Annotated in this window: 21 protein-coding genes, 3 tRNA genes and 1 pseudogene; 10 read left to right on the forward strand and 15 right to left on the reverse strand. The window is 64.4% G+C overall.

The window, feature by feature from the left end; all coding sequences use genetic code 11:
* Positions 1–4: 4 nt before the first annotated feature.
* From EGH24_RS04380 to rdgB, 3 genes are all read left to right on the forward strand, one after another.
* Positions 5–1708 (forward strand): bifunctional N(6)-L-threonylcarbamoyladenine synthase/serine/threonine protein kinase, encoded by a 1704-nt coding sequence (locus EGH24_RS04380; protein ID WP_142978955.1) that lies wholly within the window; start codon positions 5–7, stop codon positions 1706–1708.
* 76 nt (positions 1709–1784) lie between these two features.
* On the forward strand, positions 1785–2081 hold the full coding sequence (locus EGH24_RS04385; RefSeq protein WP_142978956.1) for a DUF5808 domain-containing protein: 297 nt from the start codon (positions 1785–1787) through the stop codon (positions 2079–2081).
* Between the two features lie 72 nt (positions 2082–2153).
* Positions 2154–2732 (forward strand): RdgB/HAM1 family non-canonical purine NTP pyrophosphatase, encoded by a 579-nt coding sequence (gene rdgB / locus EGH24_RS04390; RefSeq protein WP_142978957.1) that lies wholly within the window; start codon positions 2154–2156, stop codon positions 2730–2732.
* Here rdgB and EGH24_RS04395 read toward each other — a convergent pair whose 3' ends face one another.
* From EGH24_RS04395 to EGH24_RS15580, 5 genes and pseudogenes are all read right to left on the reverse strand, one after another.
* Positions 2733–3332: a DUF7384 family protein gene (locus tag EGH24_RS04395; RefSeq protein WP_142978958.1), complete on the reverse strand. Its 600-nt coding sequence runs from the start codon at positions 3330–3332 to the stop codon at positions 2733–2735.
* Between the two features lie 63 nt (positions 3333–3395).
* Positions 3396–4052: a potassium channel family protein gene (locus EGH24_RS04400; RefSeq protein ID WP_142978959.1), complete on the reverse strand. Its 657-nt coding sequence runs from the start codon at positions 4050–4052 to the stop codon at positions 3396–3398.
* A 68-nt stretch (positions 4053–4120) separates the two neighbouring features.
* Positions 4121–4576 (reverse strand): DUF5807 family protein, encoded by a 456-nt coding sequence (locus tag EGH24_RS04405; protein ID WP_142978960.1) that lies wholly within the window; start codon positions 4574–4576, stop codon positions 4121–4123.
* A 61-nt stretch (positions 4577–4637) separates the two neighbouring features.
* Entirely contained in the window at positions 4638–5075 is a 438-nt protein-coding gene (locus tag EGH24_RS04410; RefSeq protein WP_142978961.1) for a DUF7112 family protein, read from the reverse strand.
* 232 nt (positions 5076–5307) lie between these two features.
* A pseudogene (locus EGH24_RS15580) lies at positions 5308–5706 on the reverse strand (30S ribosomal protein S6e); the annotation flags it as partial.
* A gap of 128 nt (positions 5707–5834) precedes the next feature.
* Here EGH24_RS15580 and EGH24_RS04420 point away from each other — a divergent pair.
* Complete coding sequence (locus EGH24_RS04420) at positions 5835–6668, forward strand: hypothetical protein (RefSeq protein WP_142978963.1); 834 nt, start codon at positions 5835–5837, stop codon at positions 6666–6668.
* A gap of 35 nt (positions 6669–6703) precedes the next feature.
* On the opposite strand, the gene EGH24_RS04425 is transcribed toward EGH24_RS04420, so the two are convergent.
* On the reverse strand, positions 6704–7090 hold the full coding sequence (locus EGH24_RS04425; protein ID WP_142978964.1) for a hypothetical protein: 387 nt from the start codon (positions 7088–7090) through the stop codon (positions 6704–6706).
* Between the two features lie 233 nt (positions 7091–7323).
* Here EGH24_RS04425 and EGH24_RS04430 point away from each other — a divergent pair, with 233 nt between their 5' ends.
* Positions 7324–7725 (forward strand): hypothetical protein, encoded by a 402-nt coding sequence (locus tag EGH24_RS04430; protein WP_142978965.1) that lies wholly within the window; start codon positions 7324–7326, stop codon positions 7723–7725.
* A gap of 100 nt (positions 7726–7825) precedes the next feature.
* Here the strand turns inward: EGH24_RS04430 and EGH24_RS04435 are convergent.
* From EGH24_RS04435 to cca, 3 genes are all read right to left on the reverse strand, one after another.
* Positions 7826–7900, reverse strand: a tRNA-Arg gene (locus EGH24_RS04435).
* A gap of 67 nt (positions 7901–7967) precedes the next feature.
* On the reverse strand, positions 7968–8912 hold the full coding sequence (gene rnz, locus EGH24_RS04440; RefSeq protein ID WP_142978966.1) for a ribonuclease Z: 945 nt from the start codon (positions 8910–8912) through the stop codon (positions 7968–7970).
* 89 nt (positions 8913–9001) lie between these two features.
* Positions 9002–10357 carry a CCA tRNA nucleotidyltransferase gene (gene cca / locus EGH24_RS04445; RefSeq protein ID WP_142978967.1) on the reverse strand — a complete coding sequence of 452 codons (1356 nt, stop codon included), beginning with the start codon at positions 10355–10357 and terminating at the stop codon, positions 9002–9004.
* Positions 10358–10456: 99 nt separating this feature from the next.
* Between cca and EGH24_RS04450 the strand changes: the two genes are divergently transcribed.
* The 3 genes from EGH24_RS04450 to EGH24_RS04460 all read left to right on the forward strand — a co-directional run bounded on the left by EGH24_RS04450 (position 10457) and on the right by EGH24_RS04460 (position 12155).
* Positions 10457–10529, forward strand: a tRNA-Asn gene (locus EGH24_RS04450).
* A gap of 208 nt (positions 10530–10737) precedes the next feature.
* Positions 10738–10812, forward strand: a tRNA-Ile gene (locus tag EGH24_RS04455).
* A gap of 206 nt (positions 10813–11018) precedes the next feature.
* A complete protein-coding gene (locus EGH24_RS04460) occupies positions 11019–12155 on the forward strand; it encodes a hypothetical protein (protein WP_142978968.1) in 1137 nt (378 codons plus the stop codon).
* 28 nt (positions 12156–12183) lie between these two features.
* Here EGH24_RS04460 and EGH24_RS04465 read toward each other — a convergent pair whose 3' ends face one another.
* The 4 genes from EGH24_RS04465 to prf1 form a co-directional block, all read right to left on the reverse strand.
* Positions 12184–12903, reverse strand: coding sequence for an SDR family NAD(P)-dependent oxidoreductase (locus EGH24_RS04465; protein ID WP_142978969.1), 720 nt, complete (start codon positions 12901–12903; stop codon positions 12184–12186).
* A gap of 575 nt (positions 12904–13478) precedes the next feature.
* Positions 13479–14345: a DUF2250 domain-containing protein gene (locus EGH24_RS04470; RefSeq protein ID WP_142978970.1), complete on the reverse strand. Its 867-nt coding sequence runs from the start codon at positions 14343–14345 to the stop codon at positions 13479–13481.
* Positions 14346–14377: 32 nt separating this feature from the next.
* Positions 14378–15685, reverse strand: coding sequence for a YncE family protein (locus EGH24_RS04475; protein ID WP_142978971.1), 1308 nt, complete (start codon positions 15683–15685; stop codon positions 14378–14380).
* Between the two features lie 96 nt (positions 15686–15781).
* Entirely contained in the window at positions 15782–17029 is a 1248-nt protein-coding gene (gene prf1, locus EGH24_RS04480; protein WP_142978972.1) for a peptide chain release factor aRF-1, read from the reverse strand.
* Between the two features lie 348 nt (positions 17030–17377).
* Here prf1 and EGH24_RS04485 point away from each other — a divergent pair, with 348 nt between their 5' ends.
* Positions 17378–18631, forward strand: a complete 1254-nt coding sequence (locus EGH24_RS04485) for a tRNA (N(6)-L-threonylcarbamoyladenosine(37)-C(2))-methylthiotransferase (RefSeq protein ID WP_142978973.1) — start codon at positions 17378–17380, stop codon at positions 18629–18631.
* Positions 18632–18665: 34 nt separating this feature from the next.
* Here the strand turns inward: EGH24_RS04485 and EGH24_RS04490 are convergent, their stop codons facing one another.
* Positions 18666–19130: an NYN domain-containing protein gene (locus EGH24_RS04490; protein WP_142978974.1), complete on the reverse strand. Its 465-nt coding sequence runs from the start codon at positions 19128–19130 to the stop codon at positions 18666–18668.
* A gap of 153 nt (positions 19131–19283) precedes the next feature.
* Here EGH24_RS04490 and EGH24_RS04495 point away from each other — a divergent pair, with 153 nt between their 5' ends.
* A complete protein-coding gene (locus EGH24_RS04495) occupies positions 19284–19616 on the forward strand; it encodes a hypothetical protein (RefSeq protein ID WP_142978975.1) in 333 nt (110 codons plus the stop codon).
* 36 nt (positions 19617–19652) lie between these two features.
* Here the strand turns inward: EGH24_RS04495 and EGH24_RS04500 are convergent, their stop codons facing one another.
* Complete coding sequence (locus tag EGH24_RS04500) at positions 19653–21134, reverse strand: MATE family efflux transporter (RefSeq protein ID WP_142978976.1); 1482 nt, start codon at positions 21132–21134, stop codon at positions 19653–19655.
* Positions 21135–21136: the final 2 nt, after the last annotated feature.

The raw sequence follows: 21136 nt of genomic DNA on the forward strand, positions 1-21136 counted from the left end.
CGACATGCGCGTGCTCGGCATCGAGGGCACCGCATGGGCCGCCAGCGCGGCCGTTTACGACGACGCCGACGACGCCGTTTTCATCGAGTCGGACCCCTACCAACCCGACAGCGGCGGCATTCACCCGCGTGAGGCCGCCGAACACATGGGCGAGGCGATCCCGCAGGTCATCGACCGTGTTCTCGCTCACGCCGCCGAGACAACCGATAGCGACACTGAAACAGCCGACGGCGATGCTGTCGACACCGACGCTCCCAACCCGTACGACATCGACTGCGTCGCCTTCTCGCAGGGACCGGGACTCGGCCCGTGTCTCAGGACGATCGGCACCGCGGCGCGGGCGGCCGCCCAAGCCCTCGATGTCCCGCTNGTCGGCGTCAACCACATGGTCGCCCANCTCGANATNGGNCGNCACCNGTCNGGCTTCGNNTCGCCGGTCTGTCTNAACGCCNNCGGCGCGAACGCNCACCTGCTGGGCTTCCACAACGGTCGCTACCGAATCCTCGGCGAGACGATGGACACCGGCGTCGGCAACGCGCTCGACAAATTTACGCGGCACATCGGCTGGGACCATCCCGGCGGTCCGAAGGTCGAGCAAGCAGCCAAAGACGGCGAACTGATCGATCTTCCGTACGTCGTCAAAGGGATGGACTTCTCGTTTTCCGGCATCATGAGCGCGGCAAAGAACGCCGCCGACGAGGGCGAAGCAATCGAAGATATCTGTTTCTCGCTCCAGGAGCACATCTTCGGGATGCTGACCGAGGTCGCCGAGCGCGCGCTGTCGCTGACGGGCACTGACGAACTCGTTCTCGGCGGCGGCGTCGGCCAAAACGCCCGCTTGCAGTCGATGTTGGAAACGATGTGCGACGAGCGCGGCGCGGAGTTCTACGTTCCCGACAACCGATTCCTCCGTGACAACGCGGGGATGATCGCCGTACTCGGAGCCAAACAGTTCGCCGCTGGCCAGACACTCGCCATCGAAGACTCACAGGTCGATCCGAACTTTCGGCCTGACGAGGTCGAAGTCGCGTGGCGGCAGGGCGAGGCGTCTGTCGCTCGCGGCCGAGGCATCGATTCGGCGACAGCAGCCGATGCGGCTGCGGCAGACCAGCGTCGCCAACGCGGCGCGGAAGCGATCGTCGAGTCCGTCGAGCCGGCCGACTGCGGGTTCGACCTCCCCGGCCGGAGCGTTCGCAAACACCGGCTCTCGAAACCGTATCGGCATCCCGACCTCGACGCGACCCTCCAGCGGGAGCGGACGACTGCGGAAGCTCGGCTCACGTCGGAGGCCCGCGAGGCCGGCGTCCCAACACCGTTAGTCTGGGATGTCGACCACGAAACTGCAACGATCCATCTTCAGCACGTCGGCGACGCCGATCTCGCAGATCGCCTTACCGCCGATTCGATCGCAACGGTCGGCCGCCATCTCGCCGCGATCCACGAGGCAGGAATGGTTCACGGCGATCCGACGACCCGGAACGTCCGCGTCGGCGACCGCGTCTGGCTGGTCGATTTCGGCCTCGGGTTCCACACGGGTCACGTCGAGGATTACGCGATGGACCTCCACGTCCTCAGACAGAGCATCGTCGCGACCGCCGACGAGCCGGCACCGCTGTTGGATGCCGTCATCGACGGCTACACCGAGGCTGGCGACCCTGCTGTCGTCGAGCGGCTGGCAACCGTCGAGGATCGCGGTCGCTATCAGTAGCTGGACTGCCCCGGCCGCTCGATCTGTCAGGCGGCGAAGGCGAATTTTCATTACGTTGAGGCGACTACCCGACTCTATGGGAAAGAAATCAGAGTCCGGAACGCTGTTCGGCATCCCGTATAACTTCAAACGCCCCTCCATCGGCCGGCTGCTGTCGGCGCACTGGAAGCCCGACAAGGGCATGCTCGTCGAGAAACCGTTCGGTATCGGCTACACCCTCAACCTCGCCAGCTGGCGGTCGTGGATCGCGCTGGCCGTCGTCGGGGGCCTCCTCTATCAGGAACGCAGCGGCGGCAGCGACGACGACGGCGATTCGGTCGACATCGACGGCGACGACGGCGACGAGCCGGTCGAAGTCATCGTCGAGGAGTAGCGCGCTTCACCGAGATTCGCTCTCGCTTCCGCGAACCGACGCCTCTTTTCACACTGGGACGAACCACCAGCCATGCTGCAGTACGTGACGACGAACCCCGGCAAACTCCGGGAGGCTCGCCGCTACCTCGGCGACGAAACGATCGACAGCTACGACTACGACTACCCCGAGATCCAAGCACCTACCCTCGAACCGATCGCCGCCGAGGGAGCCCGCGAGGCCTACCGCGAGGTCGGCGAGCCCGTGATCGTCGACGACGCCGGGCTGTTCATCGACGCCTTCGACGGCTTTCCGGGGCCGTACTCCTCGTTCGTCGAAACCACGATCGGCGTCGACCGCGTCTGGGAACTCACCCAAACTGAGCCCGAACGCGACCGCGACGCGGCGTTCCGCTGTGTGCTGGCCTACTGTGACGGCGACGATTTCGACGACGGCGTCGAGCGCGATGGCGACGAACTCCCGGTAAAATGTTTCACTGGCGTTGTCGAGGGCGAGATCGTCGCGCCGCGGGGCTCCGGCGGCTTCGGCTACGATCCGATCTTCGAACACGACGGGGCGACGTTCGCCGAACTAACCTCGGATGAAAAGAACGAGGTCTCCCATCGCGGGCGCGCGCTCGAAACCTTTGCTGCGTGGTACGACGGGCGATAGCTACTCTCTGGGCTCTCGATCTGGACCGGGGTAGGGGTCGTCGCTGACGGTTCCGTACAGGCTTTCGGGGTCGAACAGTCGGGCGAAGGCTGCCGGCGAGCGAACGCTGACCGGGAACCGTTGGTTGAGTGCCGCGGCGGCTCCCGAGCCGGTCAGTTCCTCATCGAACGAGAGGACGTGCATCGCGCCGCCGCGGTAGGCCGACGCGAGCGCGGGGTGATCGCCCGGCGGTTGGACGACTGGTTCGCGCCACGATTCGATCGCCGCTCGCCAGTCACTCGCCGTCTCGTTGTCGGCGACGGTTTCGATGACCGCCTCGGCTGCCGCGAGCAGTTCGTCGCTGGCGACGAGCGTCGTCCACGAGTGTTGCCACACCGGTTCGAGCGCGTCGCTGGCGTCGCCGCCGACCAGCAGATCGGCCGCGAGCACGTCGGCGTCGGCGACGACGCGGGTCGGTTCGGGGTCGCGTGGCTCGGTGGGGTCGTCGGTCGCGTCGGCTGTCGCCTCAGGATTGGCTTCCGCCCGGTCGGTCGCCAGTGCGCGCTGTATCTCCGCCAATTCGACCGCCTCCGTACGGTCAAACAGCCCGGTCCACTCCATACTCGGCGTTGTCCACGCGATCATAAGAGCGTTGCCAGCGAGTACTGGAGGGCACCGACTGCGCTACGCGCCGAGCAGTTGCGCTTCGATATCGCCGAGAGCGTCGCGTTCGACGACCATCGCCAACCGGTCGCCGGCCTCGACGGTTGTCGTCGGCAGCGGAATCGTCATCGGGTCGTTCCGGTGGCCGTGGGCGTAGAGCCGGGCGGTCTGTGGCAGATCGATCTCGGAGATCCGGCGGCCGACGACCGGCGAATCGGCTTCGACGTTGACGACGGTCAGCTGGAGTGCTTCGGTCAGATCGCCGATCGCGTTGAGACTCCCGCCCAGCAGGGCGGTTTTCGCGCCGGCCGCACCGAGTCGCTGCGGGTAGATCACGTCGTCGGCGTCCTCGACGTACTGATCGTAGGTCTCACTATCGACGTCCTCGCTGATCCGCATGACGGTGCGGCAGCCGTACTTCTTGCCGATGAGACAGATCTCGTGGTTGATCTCGACATCGCCCGTGATTCCGCCGAGGGCGTCGGCGTCCTCGATGCCGGCCTGCTTGAGGACGTCCTCGTCGGAGCCGTCGCCGGCGATGACGGTGAGGCCAGCGTCCTCGGCGCGTTCGACTTTGAGTTGGTCGTTGTCGATGACGACGACATCGTATCCTTCCTCGGCGAGCACGCGGGCCGTGCGGGACCCGACACGGCCGTATCCAACGACAATGATTCGCATACAGTCCCGTATGGGAGTCACTCGCAAAAAGGTATCCGCCGCGTGAGACTACTGGTGCCTCTTTGTGCCTACTCTCGGCTGCCGACAAGCCATTTCTGGCTGTAGTTGGTGCCACAGGCACAGTGGGCGTAGGCGTGGACTACGTCGCCCTCGGCGTAGAGGCCGCCGACCTCCTCGTTTTGCGCCTCCGCGAACGCGAAAATGAACTCGGTTCGGTGGTCGTCGGTGTCAGCATCGGCGGCCGCGCCATCGCTACCCGCATCAGGACAGCCGCCGCCGGCGAGACCCGGATCGATCTCGCCGTCGCGTTCCATCGCCTGCTTGGAGAACTGCATCGGATCGAGGCCGGTCGCCTGCTCGAACGCGCTGCGACCTTTTTCGCCGTCGACGACGAGGACGACGCCCTCGTCGACCGTCGTCCCCGCGTCGGCCAGCGCGTGGTCGTCGCCGAGATACTGGTCGCCGATGTAGATCGCCACGCTATCGAGGCGGTCGCCCGCGAGAAACGCCTCCAGTTCGCTCATACCCGCGTTCGGCGGGCCAGCCTTTTAGGGGTGCTTACTCGGCCCGCGGTCGAAACCCCGCTCAGGCGTCGTCGAGATCTTCGGCGATCGACTGCAGTGAGTCCCGTGGTTCCTGTTGGACGGTATAGACCGCGCGGTCGCCCGGCGCGCGCAGGCCGTACCGCTCGCCGGCGGCGATCTCGTCGCAGACGACGCTGTTGTCGGCCTCCCGACCCAACTCGGCGAGCCACTCGCCGAGGCGGTTCGTTCCCTCGCCGGTCGTCTTCGCCAGCCGGCGGTTGTCGTAGGCCCCGTGGACGACGAGCCCATCACTGTCGCCGGCGACGACGGTGTAGTACTCCGAGCCGTCGATAACGAGCGTCAGGCGGTCGCCCGCGCTGACTGCGTCGCCGATGGCCGCCGGCAGGCTGAGGCATTTGGTGCGGCTGCCGCCGCGGCGGACGATTTCCGCGCGGTGGTTCGCGACGGCGTCGCTGTCGCTGGGGAGTTTGGTGCGCATAGAAGCGTCACTCCGCCGGTTAGGCGTCGTCCTTTTCGGCGTCGTCGTCAGCGGTCTCTTCGTCGGCTTCGTCGGCGTCGTCACCCTCGTCGTCCGCTTCGGTTGCTTCCTCCTCTTCGTCCGCTTCTTCGCCCGCATCTTCGGCCGCGTCCGCATCTTCTGCTTCGTCGTCGGCGTCATCAGCGGTCTCTTCGTCAGCTTCCTCGGCGTCTGCATCGTCAGCCTCGTCCGTGTCGTCCTCCGGTTCAGGCTCTTCTTCGCCGAGAGCGACCAGGAGCTGGTCGTCGCCGTCGATGATCTTCGCGTTGATCTGTGCGGTTGCCGATGAGACCTGCCGGCCACGGACGGTGATCCGTTTGCGTTCGCCGTCGCGGCTGGGGTTGAAGCCGACGCCGCCTTCGAGCAGGAGCTCTTTGATCGCCGAGCCGGGCACGTTGTCGCGCATCGGCCGGCCCGTTTCATCGGAGCCGCCGGTCAGTTCGAGCGTGTAGCCGTCGAGGCCGACCGCACCGGCATCGACTTCGTCGCCGATCTCTCGGCCGACGAATCGGTTGGCGGCCTGTCCCTCGACCTCGTGTTGGTAGGTCTTCCCGCCGTCAGGGTCGGAGACGACGACTTGGAATTCTGCCATACCTTGCTTCTTCGGTCGGGCAATAAAAAGCACGTCGAAAGCGACTCCGCAGTTGCACACCGGCAGTGGGGGGTCTCAGCGAGCGGCGCTTAGTAATCGTTATACGCCGGACGTTCGTTGCCCGAAACATGCAACGACGCGCTGTGGCCGTGTACGTCGCGTTATTTCTGCTCATCGGCGCGGCGTCCTACACACTGATGGTAACCGCCGAGCAACCACAAATATCGGTCGAGGACCCTGATTACCAGCTATCCTCGGGTGAAGAGTTCACCGCCGCTGGACAGTCCTACACCGCGGCGACCGTCGAGGAGGTGACCGAGGAGGGCAGCTACGGGAGCACTAGCACCTACATTGCAGCCACCGTCGAGTGGACGCTAACCGGCGTCGAAAACACCGACGAGTGGGCGGAGGGTGACACGATCACCGTCGACGAACGTGAGTGGGAAGTTACGGATATCGCGCCGCCGCGTGTCACGGTCGAAGAAGTCCTCGACCGGCAGGCGATCCTTGAAGCCGATCCTGACGCCGACAATCAGACCTATTCTGGTGAAGACGGCGAATTTGTCCGTATCAACGGCGAGACTGTGCCTGCTTCGGAGTACTTCGATCCTGCGGTCGTGACGTTCACTGAGGGCGAGACGGTTCCCTACGACGGCCAGTCGGCTACCCTCGATTCGGTCACCAACGAGAGCGTGGCCGTTTCGTGGACGACCACCGAATCCCGAAGCCAGGAACTGCAGTCCGGCGACACGATCACGCTCGCCGACAACAGCACCTACACTGCCTACTTCACGGGGACGAACACGCTGGAGCTCACTGACGACACCGAAGCCTACCAAGCCTCCGTCGCCGAGCAGGAGACGTTCTCCCAGCGCGTCAGCGGCCTGCGCTGGGTGACGTTCACCACCGCGTTCATCTCGTTCCTCATGATCGCCTTCGCGTTCCTGCCATCGCGGTACTGACGCCCCGTCGACCACCGTTTTTCCACGATACCGCGTCAGTCGAAGCCGCTTTCGCTCGTTTCTTCGAGCAGCGTCTCGGCTGCATCGACGGAGTCGGCCTGCTCGCCACTGTAGCCGACATCGCGGGAGCGGCGCTCGAAGGCGTTGACGACGACCGGGCTGGTGTCGTCGTCGATCACTCGCACCGTCCGGGAGAGCCCCATCTCCTGTAGCTCACCCTGTGCGACTTTGATCGGTTCGGCGGCCTCCGGTGACGGCGGCTGGAACCCCGAGAGATCGTTGATAATGTCGAACCCGTCGCGGAGTTTCTCCGCCTCGCTGAGCGTCTTGTCAGCGGCGTCCTCCATCTCCTCGCGGTCGACGTTGCCCGTGATGTCGATGTACAGTCGATTCGTTGCCCGATCGGCTGATATTTCGAACACAGCATCAGAAGCAGGGCTTCCAGCGACTTTAGTGTACGGCCGGCGCGAGTGGCGACACACATGCTGTGTGCAGGCCTGCTGTCGCCCGACTGCAACTGAACGTTTTTGTATTTGTAATTATATCTCCTTGACAGCTACCGCGGGCAGGATTTCACGACATGTTGTCGGCAATCATCGGGACGATCCTTTCGTTGGCGACGGTTAGTTGTCTTAGCTTGGTCGGGTACGTCCTGGTGCAATCGAGTACTGCACAGGATGCTGTCTCGGCCGAATCCGCAGAGCCCCACTCGTTCAGCAGCAAAGAACAGCCGAAGAAGGTCTTAACGACTGTCGAGACCGAACGGTATGGCGTCAGGTGGAAGGGGAAATACGGGACGTGGATCGAGCCGGACATCGTCGATGCTGTCGATCCATACATCTATGTCCACGGGCCATACTGCCCGCATGACGGCCATGGACTCCGTGTCGGGACAGTCACAAAACAGGTGGTTCGCACTGACACAGCGTGGATCTGCGATGCTTGCGACCGAACGTACTCCTATCCCGAGGAGGGACTCAGTGACGAAAGCAGAATCGAATACGAGATGAAACAGCAGCTCAAAAAGCAGCGGGCGCAAGCCCAGGCCACAGACTAACCTATTGAGCTGTCTCCGCTGTCGTCGTTCGTTAGCGTGTCGAACCCAGTGGTCGCCGAGTACATTTTCGCTGTTGGAGGCCAAGAAACGTGGATCGACACGGGCACAACGGGATTCGAACCCGCGGCCGTCGGATTAGAAGTCCGACGCTCTGTCCAAACTGAGCTATGTGCCCCACCGGATGGTAACGCCATCGCATAAAAAGCCGTTTGGGTTCGGCAGCTGCTGTGTAATTGATCCAGTCACTCGCTGACTGCGTCGTTGTCGGGGAACGGTACCTCGATCTCTTGGCCGTCGGTGGCGATGAACACGTCGCCGTCGAAGGCCTCGGCGGCCTCCTCCCTGATCGGCGAGGCGTCCGCGGCGTACCGCGAGGAGATATGCGTCAACGCGAGCCGTTTCGCGCCGGCCCGCGCAGCCAGTTCGCCGGCTTCACGGCCGGTCGCGTGACTCGTTTCGCGGGCGCGAGTGGCGTGGTCGTCGGCGAACGTCGCGTCGTGGATCAGTAGATCCGCGTCGGCGGCGATCTCCTCGGCCGCGTCGGTCGGTCGCGTGTCACCGGTGTAGACGAACCGCCGCCCCGGTCGGGGGTCGCCGACGACTTGGTCCGGCTCGATGACGCGGCCGTCGTCGAGTTCAACGCGTTCGCCGTCGTGGAGTTTGCCGTACAGCGGTCCGGGTGGAATTCCGAGTTCGTCCTCCGCTTTTTCGCGGTCGAACCGCCCCGCCCGGTCGGCCTCGATGAGCGCGTAGCCGACCGATGTGATGCGGTGGTCGGTCTCGAACGCGCGGACGGCGTACTCGTCGGTTTCGTGGGCGGCCTCGCCCGGCGCGACTTCCTCGATCTCGATCCGGAACGACGGCGAGTGACCGCCGACGCTCAGCAGGCTGTTGATCTCGCTGTAGGTGCCGCGCGGACAGTGGATCGTCAGCGGCTCGTCGCGGCCGTTGAAATCCCAGCTTTGGATCAGGCCTGGAATCCCGAGGATGTGATCGCCGTGGAGGTGGGTGACGAAAATATGGGAGACGGTAAAGCCGGTGTTGTACCGCATCATCTGCCGCTGGGTGCCCTCACCGCAGTCGAACAGCAGCCGGTCGCCCTCGCGGTTGACGAACACCGCACTCGGTGCCCGCTGGGTCGTCGGAACCGCCCCGCTGGTCCCGAGAAACGTGACGCGTAACGACATGGCTGGGACTCCAGCACCGAGGGCTAAACCCCCTTCGGAACGCTGACCGGCGCGCTCCCGTGTCGACGCTTGCGCTTGCGGCGTCAACCTCAGGGAGCGGGCTCGAAATACGCAGCCAACTCCGCACCGAAGCGGTCGGCCAGCGTGGCGACGTCCTCGTCCCACAGCAGGTCGTAGCCGTCGTCGAGTGCGGTCTCGATCTGCGCGCCGAGCGCGACTTCGAAAATCGCGTCGCTGTCGAGATACGCTCGCGCGTCGGTCACCTCGCGCGGGCGTTCGGCGACGTAGCGGTCGTCCTCGATGAATGGGCCGTAAACCGCGTCGTCGTCGGCGTAGGTTTCGAAGAAGCCCTCGGCGTGTTCGCGGACGGCCACCGGCGGCCCCTCGTGGCGTTCGACTGCGGGCTGAGTCGTCGTCGCCAACTCGAACAGGAGGACACTCCGCTCGGCGTCGGCGAACGTCGCCGATCGGAAGACGGTGAAGTCGTGGGCTTCGAGGCCGGCCTCGATGCCAGCGAGTGATTTCCGGAGCTGCGGGTAGAGTTGGTCTTCGACGATATCTGGCGTCTCGAAGACGATGGCGGCTGGGGTGGTTGCCCGGCGGTCGAGATGTGTGCGGATCGCGTCGCCGTCGAGCGTGGGCTGGTCGTTCGGGAAGAACAGGTCGAGCCGCGGGTCGGCCAGCAGGTCGCGGGCGTAATGCTGGAGGCGTGCGAGGTTGGCCGTCGAGAGGACGGCCGCGACGTTGCGCTCGGGGTCGGTCGGATCGATAACGGTGAGCGGATCATCGAACGTCGTCTTGCCGTGATTTTCCGGATCGAGCGTGACCGGCGGGTGCCAGTCGGCCGCGGCGCGGAGCAGGGGTTCGAATCCGCCGTATTCGAGGACGAGGAGTTCGGCGAGATAGCCCGAAAACCCCTCGGTGCGGAGGTCGCTGCCGTAGACGCCGATGCCTTTGAGGAACCCTTTGCAGACCCGCACGTCGCCTGCGAGATCGTCGGTGAGGTTGGCTTCGACGTACTGGGTGTGAAACGGGGTGCGGTCGACCGCCGAGCGGATGTCGGTCGCGCTGGCAACATCGTAACAGGGAACGAGATCGACCGCGAAGCCCTCGAACTCGCCGGTGACGTAGGGGTGTTCGGCGTACTCCTCGTGGCCCTCGGGGAGGACTTCGTGGCCGATGGCGAGGCCGAGGCGTTCCAGTTCGGCGCGGTCGTAGTCGGTGGGAAACCGAACGAACAGGTCGATATCGCGGTCGCCGGCGAGCCACGTGCCGCGAGCGGTCGAGCCGACCTGTAGCACGTCGCCATCGACCTCGTGGTCGGCGAGGGCGGCCTCGGCGCGGTCGGTCAGCGTCGCCGCTGCGTCGGCCAGCCGCTCCCGTTCCTCAGGGGCAGGCGTGACGCGATCGGCGACGGTCTCGAGGACGCTGTCGAGGCTCGGCATACGCGCCGTTTCACCACCGGGCGTCGAAAGGATGTCGCTTCCGTCGGGGGGAAAACGAAAGCCCTATTAAAACGATCCGACTACCCTGTGACGCGTCGGGCCGTCGTAGCTCAGATGGTAGAGCACCTCGCTGTTAACGAGGTGGTCCCAGGTTCGAGCCCTGGCGACGGCGTCATTCTCCTGCGACACATCACGAAGAGCTTGGCCCCGAGTATCAACTGTCGCAGGTGTGGTCGCTCAGAAAGGGCTCGTGCAGACAAGTCGCAGCACCCGAACGAAGCGACGGTGATCGTCTTGGCGAGTTCGAGCCCTGGCGACGGCAGGGGTTTGATTCGAAAACTCGACAGTCTCATATGGGGGCAGTCGGTATCAGTCCGGTAGGGCCCTTAGCTTAGTCTGGTAAGAGCGCCGAGCTCATAACTCGGTGGTCATTGGTTCAAATCCGATAGGGCCCATTTTCACGACGACCAATATCGATTTGGAAGCCGTTTCTGTCGCGTCGGCGACCCTGATACGCCGACTTCCCCAGTAGTGTACGAAAAAAGATTATTACACTTGTTTCGCTACTGGGAAGTGGTATGTACCATCACGTCACGCCCATCGGCTCTGTCGGGGACAGGACACAGCAACCGTCTGCGGACTATCCAGCTGGAGGGCACGCATGAGCGATGACGATTCGGCGTCGCTGTCGTCGGCCCAAGAAGCGATTATCCAGGTCGCCAGCGAGAATCCCAAGCTAACCAACGCCGAAATCGCCGAGGAAACTGGCAATCGACTCACGCTCGTCCGGGATACGATTGCTGCCCATGGTGACCAGATCGAGACTCGGGACGTTCCGTCGGAGGGGTCGAAACCGATCGACTCTGCCTCGTTCAACGAGACTGAGTCGGCCGTGCTTGAAGCAGCCTTGCGGAACCCGGAGGCAACGAACGCCGAAATAGCAACCAGCGTCGGCACTCACGTCGGCTTGGTGCGGGACATCCGCGCGGAGTACGAGGACGTTGCGACGCTTCCCGATGCAGAGGCGTCGTCGAGTGACGCTTCAGCCGGTGGCATGGAGTTCGATACGGAACTGCTCTCCGCAGCCCAAGAGGAGATCCTGCGGGTCGCCCGCGAGAACCCCGAATCGACGAACGCCGAAATCGCCGAGGAAACGGACAGTCGGCTCACGCTTGTTCGGGATACGATCGCCAATCACGGCGACTCGATTTCCACTGGGTCGGGTCGCTCAGGCGGCACCAAACCGATCGACTCGGCGTCGTTCAACGAGACGGAAGCTGCCGTGCTTGAAGCCGCCCTGCGAAACCCGAACGCGACGAACGCCGCGATCGCCGAACACGCCGGGACCCACGTCGGCTTAGTGCGGGATATCCGCGACCAGTACGAGGATATCGCCACCTTGCCGGACGACGACAGCACGGCTGCGGCCGACGAGTCGGCGGCGGATGCGCCCGATGTCGATACTGAGGGGCTCTCTGCGGCCCAGCAGGCTATTCTCGAAACGGCCGCGGCCCACCCCGCGCTCACGAACGCAGAGATCGCCGAGGAAACAGGCAATCGGCTCCCGCTCGTCCGGGATACGCTGGCCGAACACTACGATCCTGATACGGCGAGTTCGGAAGCAGCGTCCGGCGACTCGTCATCGACCGCGTCAGCAACTGACATCCAACATAAAATCATCAACCTCGCCGAGGAGAACCCCGAGCTGACCAATTCCGAGATCGCCGACGAAATCGGTGCCCGGCTGACACTCGTCCGAGATACGCTCCGGAACCGCGAGGTCGCAACCGCCTCGTAATCGATCTTTTGTCCCCGCCGCAGCCGCGTTACAGGAACTCCGTGTTCTGTGGTCCGTTTGTGATGTGAACTTCGAACGGCTGTGTGCTGACATCGTCCTGTTCGACTAGGTGCCAGTAGGTCTCGGCCATCTCGTCGGGATCGAGGAGTGTGTCATCGCCGCGGTCGTCCACGCGCTCGCGGACGCTCGGTGTGTCGATCTGACCGTCGATGACGACGTGGGCGACGTGGACTCCCTCGGGGCCGAACTCCTGGGCGATATCCATCGCCATCCCGCGGGCCGCAAACTTCGCGGCCGTGAAGCCGACCGCGCCACCGAGGCTACGGACCGCTGAGGTCGCGCCGGTGAAGATGATCGTCCCGCCGCCGGCACCCAGCATGTCGTTGACGGCTTCCTTCGAGCACACCAACGCGCCGCGGGCGTTGACTGCCCACGCTTCCTCGAACTCGTCGATAGTGATGTCGGTCAACCCCTTCCATGCGGCCGCGCTGGCGTGGTTGACGAGAACGTCGACCGCGCCGAACTCGGCTCGAACCGTCTCGAATCCTTCTCGGATCGCGTCGATGTCTGTGAGGTCCGTCGGGACGGCGAGCCCGTCGCCGGCGGCCGGTAGGTCGTCAGCGAGTTCTTCGATGTACTCCGCTGAGCGGGCGAAGAGGGCGACGTTGCACCCGTTGTCGGCGAACGTTCGGGCCAGCGACTCGCCGAGTCCCGGACCGACGCCTGCGATGACGGCTGTCCGTGTCATGCGGTACCATTGGTAATGACGACTCAAAACGCTGCTCCCCGAACATTTTCTTCACAATTCCTTCGCCTGCGTCCATCCAACCGTGCCGTGTACGCACTCTATCGTCACGCACTACCGCAGAAGGGTCGCTGTATTACTTCAAGACGAAACGAGGGTGCCTCGGTTCTCAGTGTTGAACATGGTGTGCCTGTGTCAGCCGGCAACGCTCACAGGCTGTACTGACAACATGCCCGACTATCCCAATAAAACCACGGACCAAATTATCAACACAGAAAATGGTGTGCCGGCTGTGCGGTTCCGTTAGGAGAGGGCATATTTGCGCGTCGCCTGCGAGCCGCTACGCGATTTTCTCCGAGGGTCGTCCCGCACCATCGCAAAAACCCATCCAGTGCGGAGCGTTGTAGCCCATGTTCAACTCCGAGAACCGAGACACCAGATGGGCAGTTATGTGTACTCAAACCGGCATATTAAATTTATCGTCAACACTGGTCCTGTCTAGCGGATTCGTGTTCCGTTCGACCAACTATATCAACGACTGATCATACTGTTCGCTGAACCAACATGTCCGGCGTAGTCTACTCCTCGTCGAGTTCCCGAAGCAGTGTTTCGGCACGATCCGTCGTGATAAAGTAGGTGTGCTTGCGGTGGGTCTCGTCTTTCGGTTTCAGTTTTCGTTCGCTGGCTTTGATCGTGCTGCCCTCGTATTCGGTCACCAAGCCGACCCGCCGCAGCGCGCGGTACAGATGGCGGACGTACTCGAACTCCATCCCCAGCTCCTCGGCGGTCATGCGGGCGTAGTCGGGGCCGCCGCGGTCGAGCCGGCGGACCAGTCGTCGCCCGTCAGGCAGGTGGCGCAGGACGTTCAGCTGCCCCTCGCGCTCGCCGAGAAATCGCAGGAGGTGGTCACCCTCCCGCGAGAGTCGGTAGTATGTGTGATGCTGGCGGACCTCGTCGGCCTGCTTGGCCTTGACGCGGCGTTGTTTGACGGTGCCGGACTCGACGCGTTCCAGCAGGCCCGCCTCGATCAGTTCCTCGCAGAGTGCTTCGACGTGGCTGCGGTCGGCGTCAAGATGGCCTGCTATCGAGCGCGGATAATTGCCCTCGACCCTGTCGAGGTGATAACAGAGCAGGTAGGCGACCGGATCAGCCGGCAGCGGAGCCAGTTGGCCGACGATCTCGCGTTTCCGTTCGAGTTCGGCTTCGAGGTCCTTCGCGCGCTCGTAGCGGGTTTCGGCGTTGCTCGCGGGATCGGCGTGAAGGTCGAGCGTGATATCGAGCGGCTCGCCCTGCGGTGAATCAAGCGTCATGTCGAGTTCGCCGTCGTCCCAATGGTCGCCGGATTCCTCGCGGGCGGCTTCGAGCCGGTTTTCGACCTGCTGGTGCCGCGTCATGATCGTATCGGCCTCGCGGCGCAACCGCTCGATTTCGGCTTCCGAGACCATGATACCCGTCGCTCCGTGTTTTCCGTCCTCCCTTACAGTTCGTGTCCACACGCACACTTCCCGATACAGTACGTCGTTTCCGCCGTCGACGCTGCGAGCCCGAGTCGCGCGAGTGCGACGGCCGCGGCTGAGGTCGAATCTGTCGGCGGCCGTACCGTCGCGGCGGTCGCGCCGTAGGGACTCGGGCCCACGTCGATTCGCTCGACGATTTCGCCCGCGGCGTGGTCGATGACCGCTACCTTATCGTTCGTCTGCACCGGGACGTAGAGCATCGTTTTCGCCGGGTTCCACGTCCCGACGAACGCCGAGCCGCCGAGATCGAGGCGGTCGGTGACGGTGCCCGCTACGAGATCGATGACGCTCACGTCGTTGCTGCCGGGCGTGAACACATAGCCCGTCCCGCTGTCGGGGCCGATCTCGCTGGTGAGCGCGCCGCTGCCAAGGCCGTCGTCGGTCGTCAGCCGGGTCCGCTCGGTCGGGCTGGCGGGGTCGCTCACGTCCCAGATGCTCTCGGTGCCCTCCGCGCCCTCGTTGTGTTCGACCAGCATCGTCTCGCCGTCGGGCGCGATGGTCGCCATCCACGGCGCGGCCGCGTCGCCGACGACGCCCTCGACATCGATCTGTGTCTCGATCTCGAATGGGTCGACGCTGAGAACGGTCAGCGTTTCGCCGAAGAGGTCCGGCACGTAGGCGTACTCGCCGTTGGGGTGGATCGTCACATCGCACGGCCCGGGGCCGTCGTTGCCGCCGCGGCCGCCCTCGTCGGTCCGATCGAGTTCGCCTGTCACCTCGCCGAACGTTTCCGAGTCGGGATTGGCGTCGATCCGGTAGTTGGTGTGGCTCGGCTCCCGCGCGCTCACGACGACGTGGCTGCCGTCGGGTGTTTGCTCTTGCCAGTTCGCCCCCGAACCGGTTTCGACGCGAGCGACTTCCTCCAGTGTCCCGGCGGTGAGCGCGCGTACTCCCTGCTCCACGTTGAGCCACAGCGCGTCCTCGGGCTGGTCGGTCAAATCAGGGCTATACTGGTTCGACGGGAACGACGAGGAGAGGTCGATCGCCCGGGAGCCAACGACCTCGTTGCTCGCGGGATCGATCAGGCTCACGGTCCCGTCGCCGGTGTTGAACACGAAGACGGTCGGCTCTCCGCCGTTTTCCGCCGAGTCTTCCGTGTCGTCGCCGTCGCTGGTCCCGCTGCTGCCGTCGCCGGCACAGCCTGCGGCGGCGACCGCGCCCGCGGTGGCACCGCTGGCCAGCAGATGCCGACGGGACAGGCCGTCCCGTCCGTCGCTGTCGCTCCCGCGGTTCGGATACAGCCGTCGGTCGCGCGATGAACGTCTCACGCTTTCCTCTTGGGTGGGGTGGCAGTAATTACCACCGGGCCGGGCCGTTTCTGCCGCTACTCGCCGTTTCGGCGTCGGCATCTCACCGACGGCAGCTTAGACCCCGGTCGAGTACCGCAGAATTCCGGCGANGCCNCCGAAGGCGNTNNNNAGNTGTTCGCCCTTCTCGAAGTCNNTGGAGATGAACTTNNNNTCNGTGCCGCGCTGTTCGGCGATCTCGATNAGGTGGTCGATNACGTCCTCGCGGTCAACGACCTCCGCCTCCGCGCCGTCGTCACACTCGTGATCGGGGGTGTCGTGGCGGCGGTCGACCAGTTCGTACTCCTCGGTCCCGTCGCAGTCGTAGATGGCCACGTCCTGCCGCAGGTCTTCGGAGATGAGCAGCCGATCGACCGAGCCCATCACGAGGTTCCGGCGCGTCGGCTCGAAGCCGTAGGTCGCCTCGTCGCCGTCGTGGAGGTTCTCGAAGAACTCCTCCATCTGTTTTTTGTCCTTGACGACCTCCTGGTCGGCCAGCACGTCGCTGGCGGCGTCAACGAGGTCGTTGAGCCCGGATTCGTCNGTGTAGGNGACNTCGAANTTCCCGAGNACNNTGTCCTGCAGNTCGTGGTGGAGGTAGTCCCCGTCGAGGAACTCGTCTTTCGTCGGCGACGGGCCGCCGACGAGCACGCCGTCGAGCTCGTGTCGCTTCGGGACGAACAGGTCGTTTGCCATCTCCGCGACCTCCTGATAGAAGTTGTCGATGGCCTCGAGCCGGAGACGCGCGAACCGCTGTGCCGACTGTCCCCCCTTCCGCTGCTTGCCCGGGACGAGCGAGGAGGCCGACTTGACGGGTTCGACGCGTTTCCCCTTCAGCCAGCCGACGTTCGCCTCCCGGCGGTCGAGGACGATGAGCCCGAAGAGCCCCTTGTCCGCGAGCATGTGCTCCAGCGGCTCGGTNAGNAACGCCGANTCGCAGTGATACCGGAATGACTGGATCGGCTCGGAGGGCGATTCGAGGACGCGCGTAATCATGTCAGTCTGGCCGCCGCCGGAGTCGACCGCGCCGGAGAAGATGACGATCCCGTTTTCCGGCGGGTAGGTGTCGTAGTAGCGCAGGCGGTCTTTGATCGAGGTCAGCGCGTCTTGGACGTTCGTCCGGGTCTGTTTGGACTTGATGTTCGCCGCCTCGGAGTGTTCCTGGACGACGTGTTCGACGACAGAGGAGATCTGCTTGTCATCAGGGATGTAGATCGTGACGAGCTGGGTGCCGGAGCCTTCGAAATCCTGGAGTTCTTCGATGACCTTCTTGAACTCGTATTTCCGGCGGTCGTCACCCGGCTGCTCGTCGGCGTCCGTACTCATTGGCGATATATCGCCCGGCTGCGGGTAAGTATGCTTTGACTGCTATACGAGGTGATCTTTAGAGGAGTCGTTTCGGGCGGGAAGCAGACGTAGAAAGCCCTCCACGCTATCGACTCCCGCGGCTCGCTGCGCGCTTCGTCACTCGCTCCGCTCGTTCCTGTAGTGCTTGCGTCGCCGGGGTTCGTCGAGCGGGCGGTCGGCGGAGCCGACCGCCGCAAACGTGGCGGCGAAGCCGCCACGCGCGTCTCGCCCTTTCAGTCCGCCAGGAGTGCCGCTGGTCAGTCGGCCGACTCACCCGAACCGAAGCGTCGGCCTTTTGCTCACCCGACAGCAAGAGGCGATAACTGGATGGCCACCTACCATATCGAGACGTACGGGTGTACGTCGAACCGCGGCGAGAGCCAGCGGATCGAGCAGGCCCTCCGCGAGGGCGGCCACCACCCCGTCGATGGTCCCGAAGCCGCCGACGTGGCGATCCTCAACAGCTGTACGGTCGTCGAAAAGACCGAGCGAAACATGCTCCGCCGGGCAGAAGAGCTCCAAGAGCAGACCGCGGACCTCATCGTCACCGGCTGTATGGCCCTCGCCCAAGGCGAAGAGTTCGAGGACGCCGGCATCGACGCCCAAATCCTCCACTGGGACGAGGTACCCGACGCCGTCCTCAACGGCGAGTGCCCGACGGTCACGCCCGACACCGAGCCNGTNCTNGANGGTNNNATCGGNATCCTCCCCATCGCCCGCGGCTGCATGTCGAACTGCTCGTACTGCATCACGAAGTTCGCCACCGGCCGCATCGACTCGCCGCCGATCGAGGAGAACGTCCGCAAGGCCGAGGCGCTCGTCCACGCCGGCGCGAAGGAGCTCCGCGTGACCGGCCAGGACACCGGCGTCTACGGCTGGGACGANGNCGANCGNAAGCTCCCNGANCTNCTNGANCGNATCTGCACCGAGATCGACGGCGAGTTCAGAGTCAGAGTAGGGATGGCCAACCCCGGCGGGATTCACGGGATTCACGAGGAGTTGGCCGATGTCTTCGCCCGCCACGAGAAGCTCTACAACTTCATTCACGCTCCGGTCCAGTCCGGGAGTGACGACGTACTGGAGGAGATGCGCCGGCAACACCGCGTCGACAAGTTCCGCGAGGTAGTCGCCGCCTTCGACGACCGNCTNGANNACTGGACGCTNTCGACGGANTTCATCGTCGGCTTCCCGACGGAGACGGACGCGGACCACGAGCGGTCGATGGAGCTGCTGCGCGAGGTGCGCCCGGAGAAGATCAACGTCACCCGCTTCTCGAAGCGACCGGGGACGGACGCCGCCGACATGAAGGGNCTCGGCGGGNNGANNAAGAAGGANCGCTCCAAGGAGATGTCGGCCGCGAAACGCGAGATCGTCGGTGAGGTCCACGAGAACATGGTCGGGACGACCCAAGACGTGCTCGTTGTCGAGGAGGGAACGGGCGATTCGGTGAAGTGCCGCGACGGTGCCTACCGGCAGATCATCGTCCAGAAGGCCAGCGAGTACGACCTCCAGCCCGGCGACTTTACGACGGTCGAAGTCACGGACCACCAGACGATGTACGCTTTCGGGCAGCCGGTCTAAGTCGTCACCGGCGCTCTGTTTCTCGCACTTCCCGTTACTCGTCGCTCTCGTCGTCCTCGACCTCGTCAAGCGTGATACTGTCAGTCGCCGCGTTCCGCAGCGCGTCTGACCGGCCGTGGCTGCCGGGTGCGATCGCCAGCGTTCGGAGGCCGACGCTGTTGGCGACTTCCAACACCGGTTTGAAATCCGTATCGCGGGAGGCGATCGCCAGCGTCGCCGCCCGACCTTCGGTCGCAAACCGAGTCGCGTCAACCGCGAGTTTCACATCGACGTCGCCGCTGGTGACGATGACCTCGAAGCCGCGGGCTTCGGCGGCCTGAATCAACCCCGGTGTTGCGTGTTCATCCACGTAGAGCCGGGCGGTCGCCAGTCGGTCGGTTGCGGCGGTTGCCTCGCGGATATCGTCGAGATCGACGTCGAACTCGTCGCGCAGCATGTTCGGCCCGTCAACGAACAGCGCGATCCCGTCGGCGGGCTCGTCGCGCCCAAACAGATCCATGCGTTCGCTCGGTGATGAGCGAGTATAGGGATACCGTTTAGGGACCACATACTGCTACTCCTGCGCACGGAATCGACCGCTCGGTTCCGGCCTCGTGACCGCATTCCCTTCGGCCTCCGAACCGCTTTATACATGTACGATCATTACAGATTTATGTCGTCAGCACAGCTTCAGGTAGTCACCTGCACGATCAAACGGCCGATGAATAGCCACGGCGCGCTGATGCTGGCAGCGGTCAGCGGCTGCCGGACGTTCCACGTGGTCGAGTACGACTCACCCCGAATTCAGGCGACCTTGGCGCGTCGCAACCGCGGGACGACGGTTCGCGTTTGCCTCCAGCGGGTCGAGAGCCGAGGCGAGGCCTGGCGCGTCACCGGACTCGAGCCCACGGCCTCCCACAGCAAGCCGAACCAGTCGCTATCGCCGAGTAAGGGCCCCATCGATGCCGCTGGATCCGGTAGCAGTCGACTACCGCTCCTTCGATAGCCCGAACCGCGCTGCCGTCCGCTTCTCTTTCTTGTTTCAATCGTCGCTCGCGGTCGGGCTCGGCTCGGCCTCAGTCGTCGGCCCTTCGTCGGTTGCCGACCCGCCGGTCAGATCGCCGTCGCGCCACGTTCCGCGCTCGAACCACACCGCGGCGACGACGGCGGCGATCACACCGGAGACGGCGAAGGCGAACCAGATTCCCTCCGGCGTCGGCGACGCGAAGATCCAGCGGTCGATCGGAACGAGGCCTTGAGAGGCGACGTAGGCGATCGGCAGGCGGATGAAGCCGAACAGGACGACCGCGATCGTCGCAGCGGTCAGTGTCTTGCCCGCGCCGCGGAACCCACCGCTGTAGGCCCGCAGGATGCCGACGAAGCCGAACGTCGGCGCGATCCACCGAAGGAACCGCGCACCCTCAGCGACGACGGCCGGCGAGTCATCGAAGACGCGGATGATCTCCGGGGCGAAGGCGAACGTCACGACGCCGAGCAGCGACAACAACAGGAACGAGGAGACGGCGGCGAAGCGGTTGGTCGTCGACACGCGATCCAGTTTGCCCGCGCCGATATTTTGGCCAGTCATCGCCTCGACGCCGCGGTCGATAGCGATGGCGGGCATGAACACCATGGAAAACACGCGGAGACCGACGCCGAAAGCGGCGACGACCGGCGTCGCAAACAGCGTGACGATGACTAAGACGAGGTTGACCGAGATGGCTCGGCCGGTGTTTTCCAGCGATGCCGGCCCGCCGATCCGCAAGAGCTTCTTGCTGTATTCGAGATCCGGCCACATCTCTCGGAGGTGGATCTGAATCCCGTGTCGGCCGCGAACCATGAGCCAGAGGCCGACAACCATCGCCGACCCACGCGAGATGACCGTAGCGACGGCCGCGCCCTCGACGCCGAGTTCAGGGACGGGTCCCCAGCCGAAGATCAACACGGGGTCGAGGGCGACGTTGAGGACGACGGTCCCGAACATCACGAGCATCGGCGTCACCGTGTCGCCGGCCCCGCGCATCAGCGCGATGAAGACGGTGAACCCGAAGAGGAACGGCAACCCGAGGCTGATGATCTCCATGTAGTCGGTGGCTAAGCCGAGGACGACCGGCTCCGCGCCGAAGACTTGTAGCAACGACTCCACGAAGTTGAACCCGAGGATGCCGAGGAACAGCCCGGCCAGCAGCGTGAAAACGACGGTCTGGGAGGCGGCGTACTCCGCTTCGGCGGGCTGTTCCGCGCCGGTGTGTTGGGCGACCAACACGCTGCCGGCGACGGTGAGGCCGAGACCCAACGAAATGAACAGATAGACCAGCGGGAAGCCGAGGCTGATCGCCGCCAAGGCGTCGGTGCTGTATCGCCCCAGCCAGAAGGTGTCGGCGAGGTTGTAGGCGACCTGCAGCATGTTGGTGATGACGATCGGCACCGAGAGATAGAACAGCGACTGCGGGATCGGGCCGCTGGTGAGATCAAGTTCGGATTGACTCTTGAACAGCCCGCCGAGTCGCTCACGGAGGCTCATCG

This window comes from Halonotius terrestris, from assembly GCF_006861665.1.
GTDB lineage: Archaea > Halobacteriota > Halobacteria > Halobacteriales > Haloferacaceae > Halonotius > Halonotius terrestris.

What these genes read in the sequence shown, in the direction of transcription:
- EGH24_RS04385 (WP_142978956.1), top strand. Translation starts at nt 1,785, where the DNA reads ATGGGAAAGAAATCAGAGTCCGGAACGCTGTTCGGCATCCCGTATAAC.
- rdgB (WP_142978957.1), top strand. Translation starts at nt 2,154, where the DNA reads ATGCTGCAGTACGTGACGACGAACCCCGGCAAACTCCGGGAGGCTCGC.
- EGH24_RS04395 (WP_142978958.1), bottom strand. Translation starts at nt 3,332, where the DNA reads ATGGAGTGGACCGGGCTGTTTGACCGTACGGAGGCGGTCGAATTGGCG.
- EGH24_RS04400 (WP_142978959.1), bottom strand. Translation starts at nt 4,052, where the DNA reads ATGCGAATCATTGTCGTTGGATACGGCCGTGTCGGGTCCCGCACGGCC.
- EGH24_RS04405 (WP_142978960.1), bottom strand. Translation starts at nt 4,576, where the DNA reads ATGAGCGAACTGGAGGCGTTTCTCGCGGGCGACCGCCTCGATAGCGTG.
- EGH24_RS04410 (WP_142978961.1), bottom strand. Translation starts at nt 5,075, where the DNA reads ATGCGCACCAAACTCCCCAGCGACAGCGACGCCGTCGCGAACCACCGC.
- EGH24_RS04420 (WP_142978963.1), top strand. Translation starts at nt 5,835, where the DNA reads ATGCAACGACGCGCTGTGGCCGTGTACGTCGCGTTATTTCTGCTCATC.
- rnz (WP_142978966.1), bottom strand. Translation starts at nt 8,912, where the DNA reads ATGTCGTTACGCGTCACGTTTCTCGGGACCAGCGGGGCGGTTCCGACG.
- cca (WP_142978967.1), bottom strand. Translation starts at nt 10,357, where the DNA reads ATGCCGAGCCTCGACAGCGTCCTCGAGACCGTCGCCGATCGCGTCACG.
- EGH24_RS04460 (WP_142978968.1), top strand. Translation starts at nt 11,019, where the DNA reads ATGAGCGATGACGATTCGGCGTCGCTGTCGTCGGCCCAAGAAGCGATT.
- EGH24_RS04465 (WP_142978969.1), bottom strand. Translation starts at nt 12,903, where the DNA reads ATGACACGGACAGCCGTCATCGCAGGCGTCGGTCCGGGACTCGGCGAG.
- EGH24_RS04470 (WP_142978970.1), bottom strand. Translation starts at nt 14,345, where the DNA reads ATGGTCTCGGAAGCCGAAATCGAGCGGTTGCGCCGCGAGGCCGATACG.
- EGH24_RS04490 (WP_142978974.1), bottom strand. Translation starts at nt 19,130, where the DNA reads ATGGATCTGTTTGGGCGCGACGAGCCCGCCGACGGGATCGCGCTGTTC.
- EGH24_RS04495 (WP_142978975.1), top strand. Translation starts at nt 19,284, where the DNA reads ATGTCGTCAGCACAGCTTCAGGTAGTCACCTGCACGATCAAACGGCCG.
- EGH24_RS04500 (WP_142978976.1), bottom strand. Translation starts at nt 21,134, where the DNA reads ATGAGCCTCCGTGAGCGACTCGGCGGGCTGTTCAAGAGTCAATCCGAA.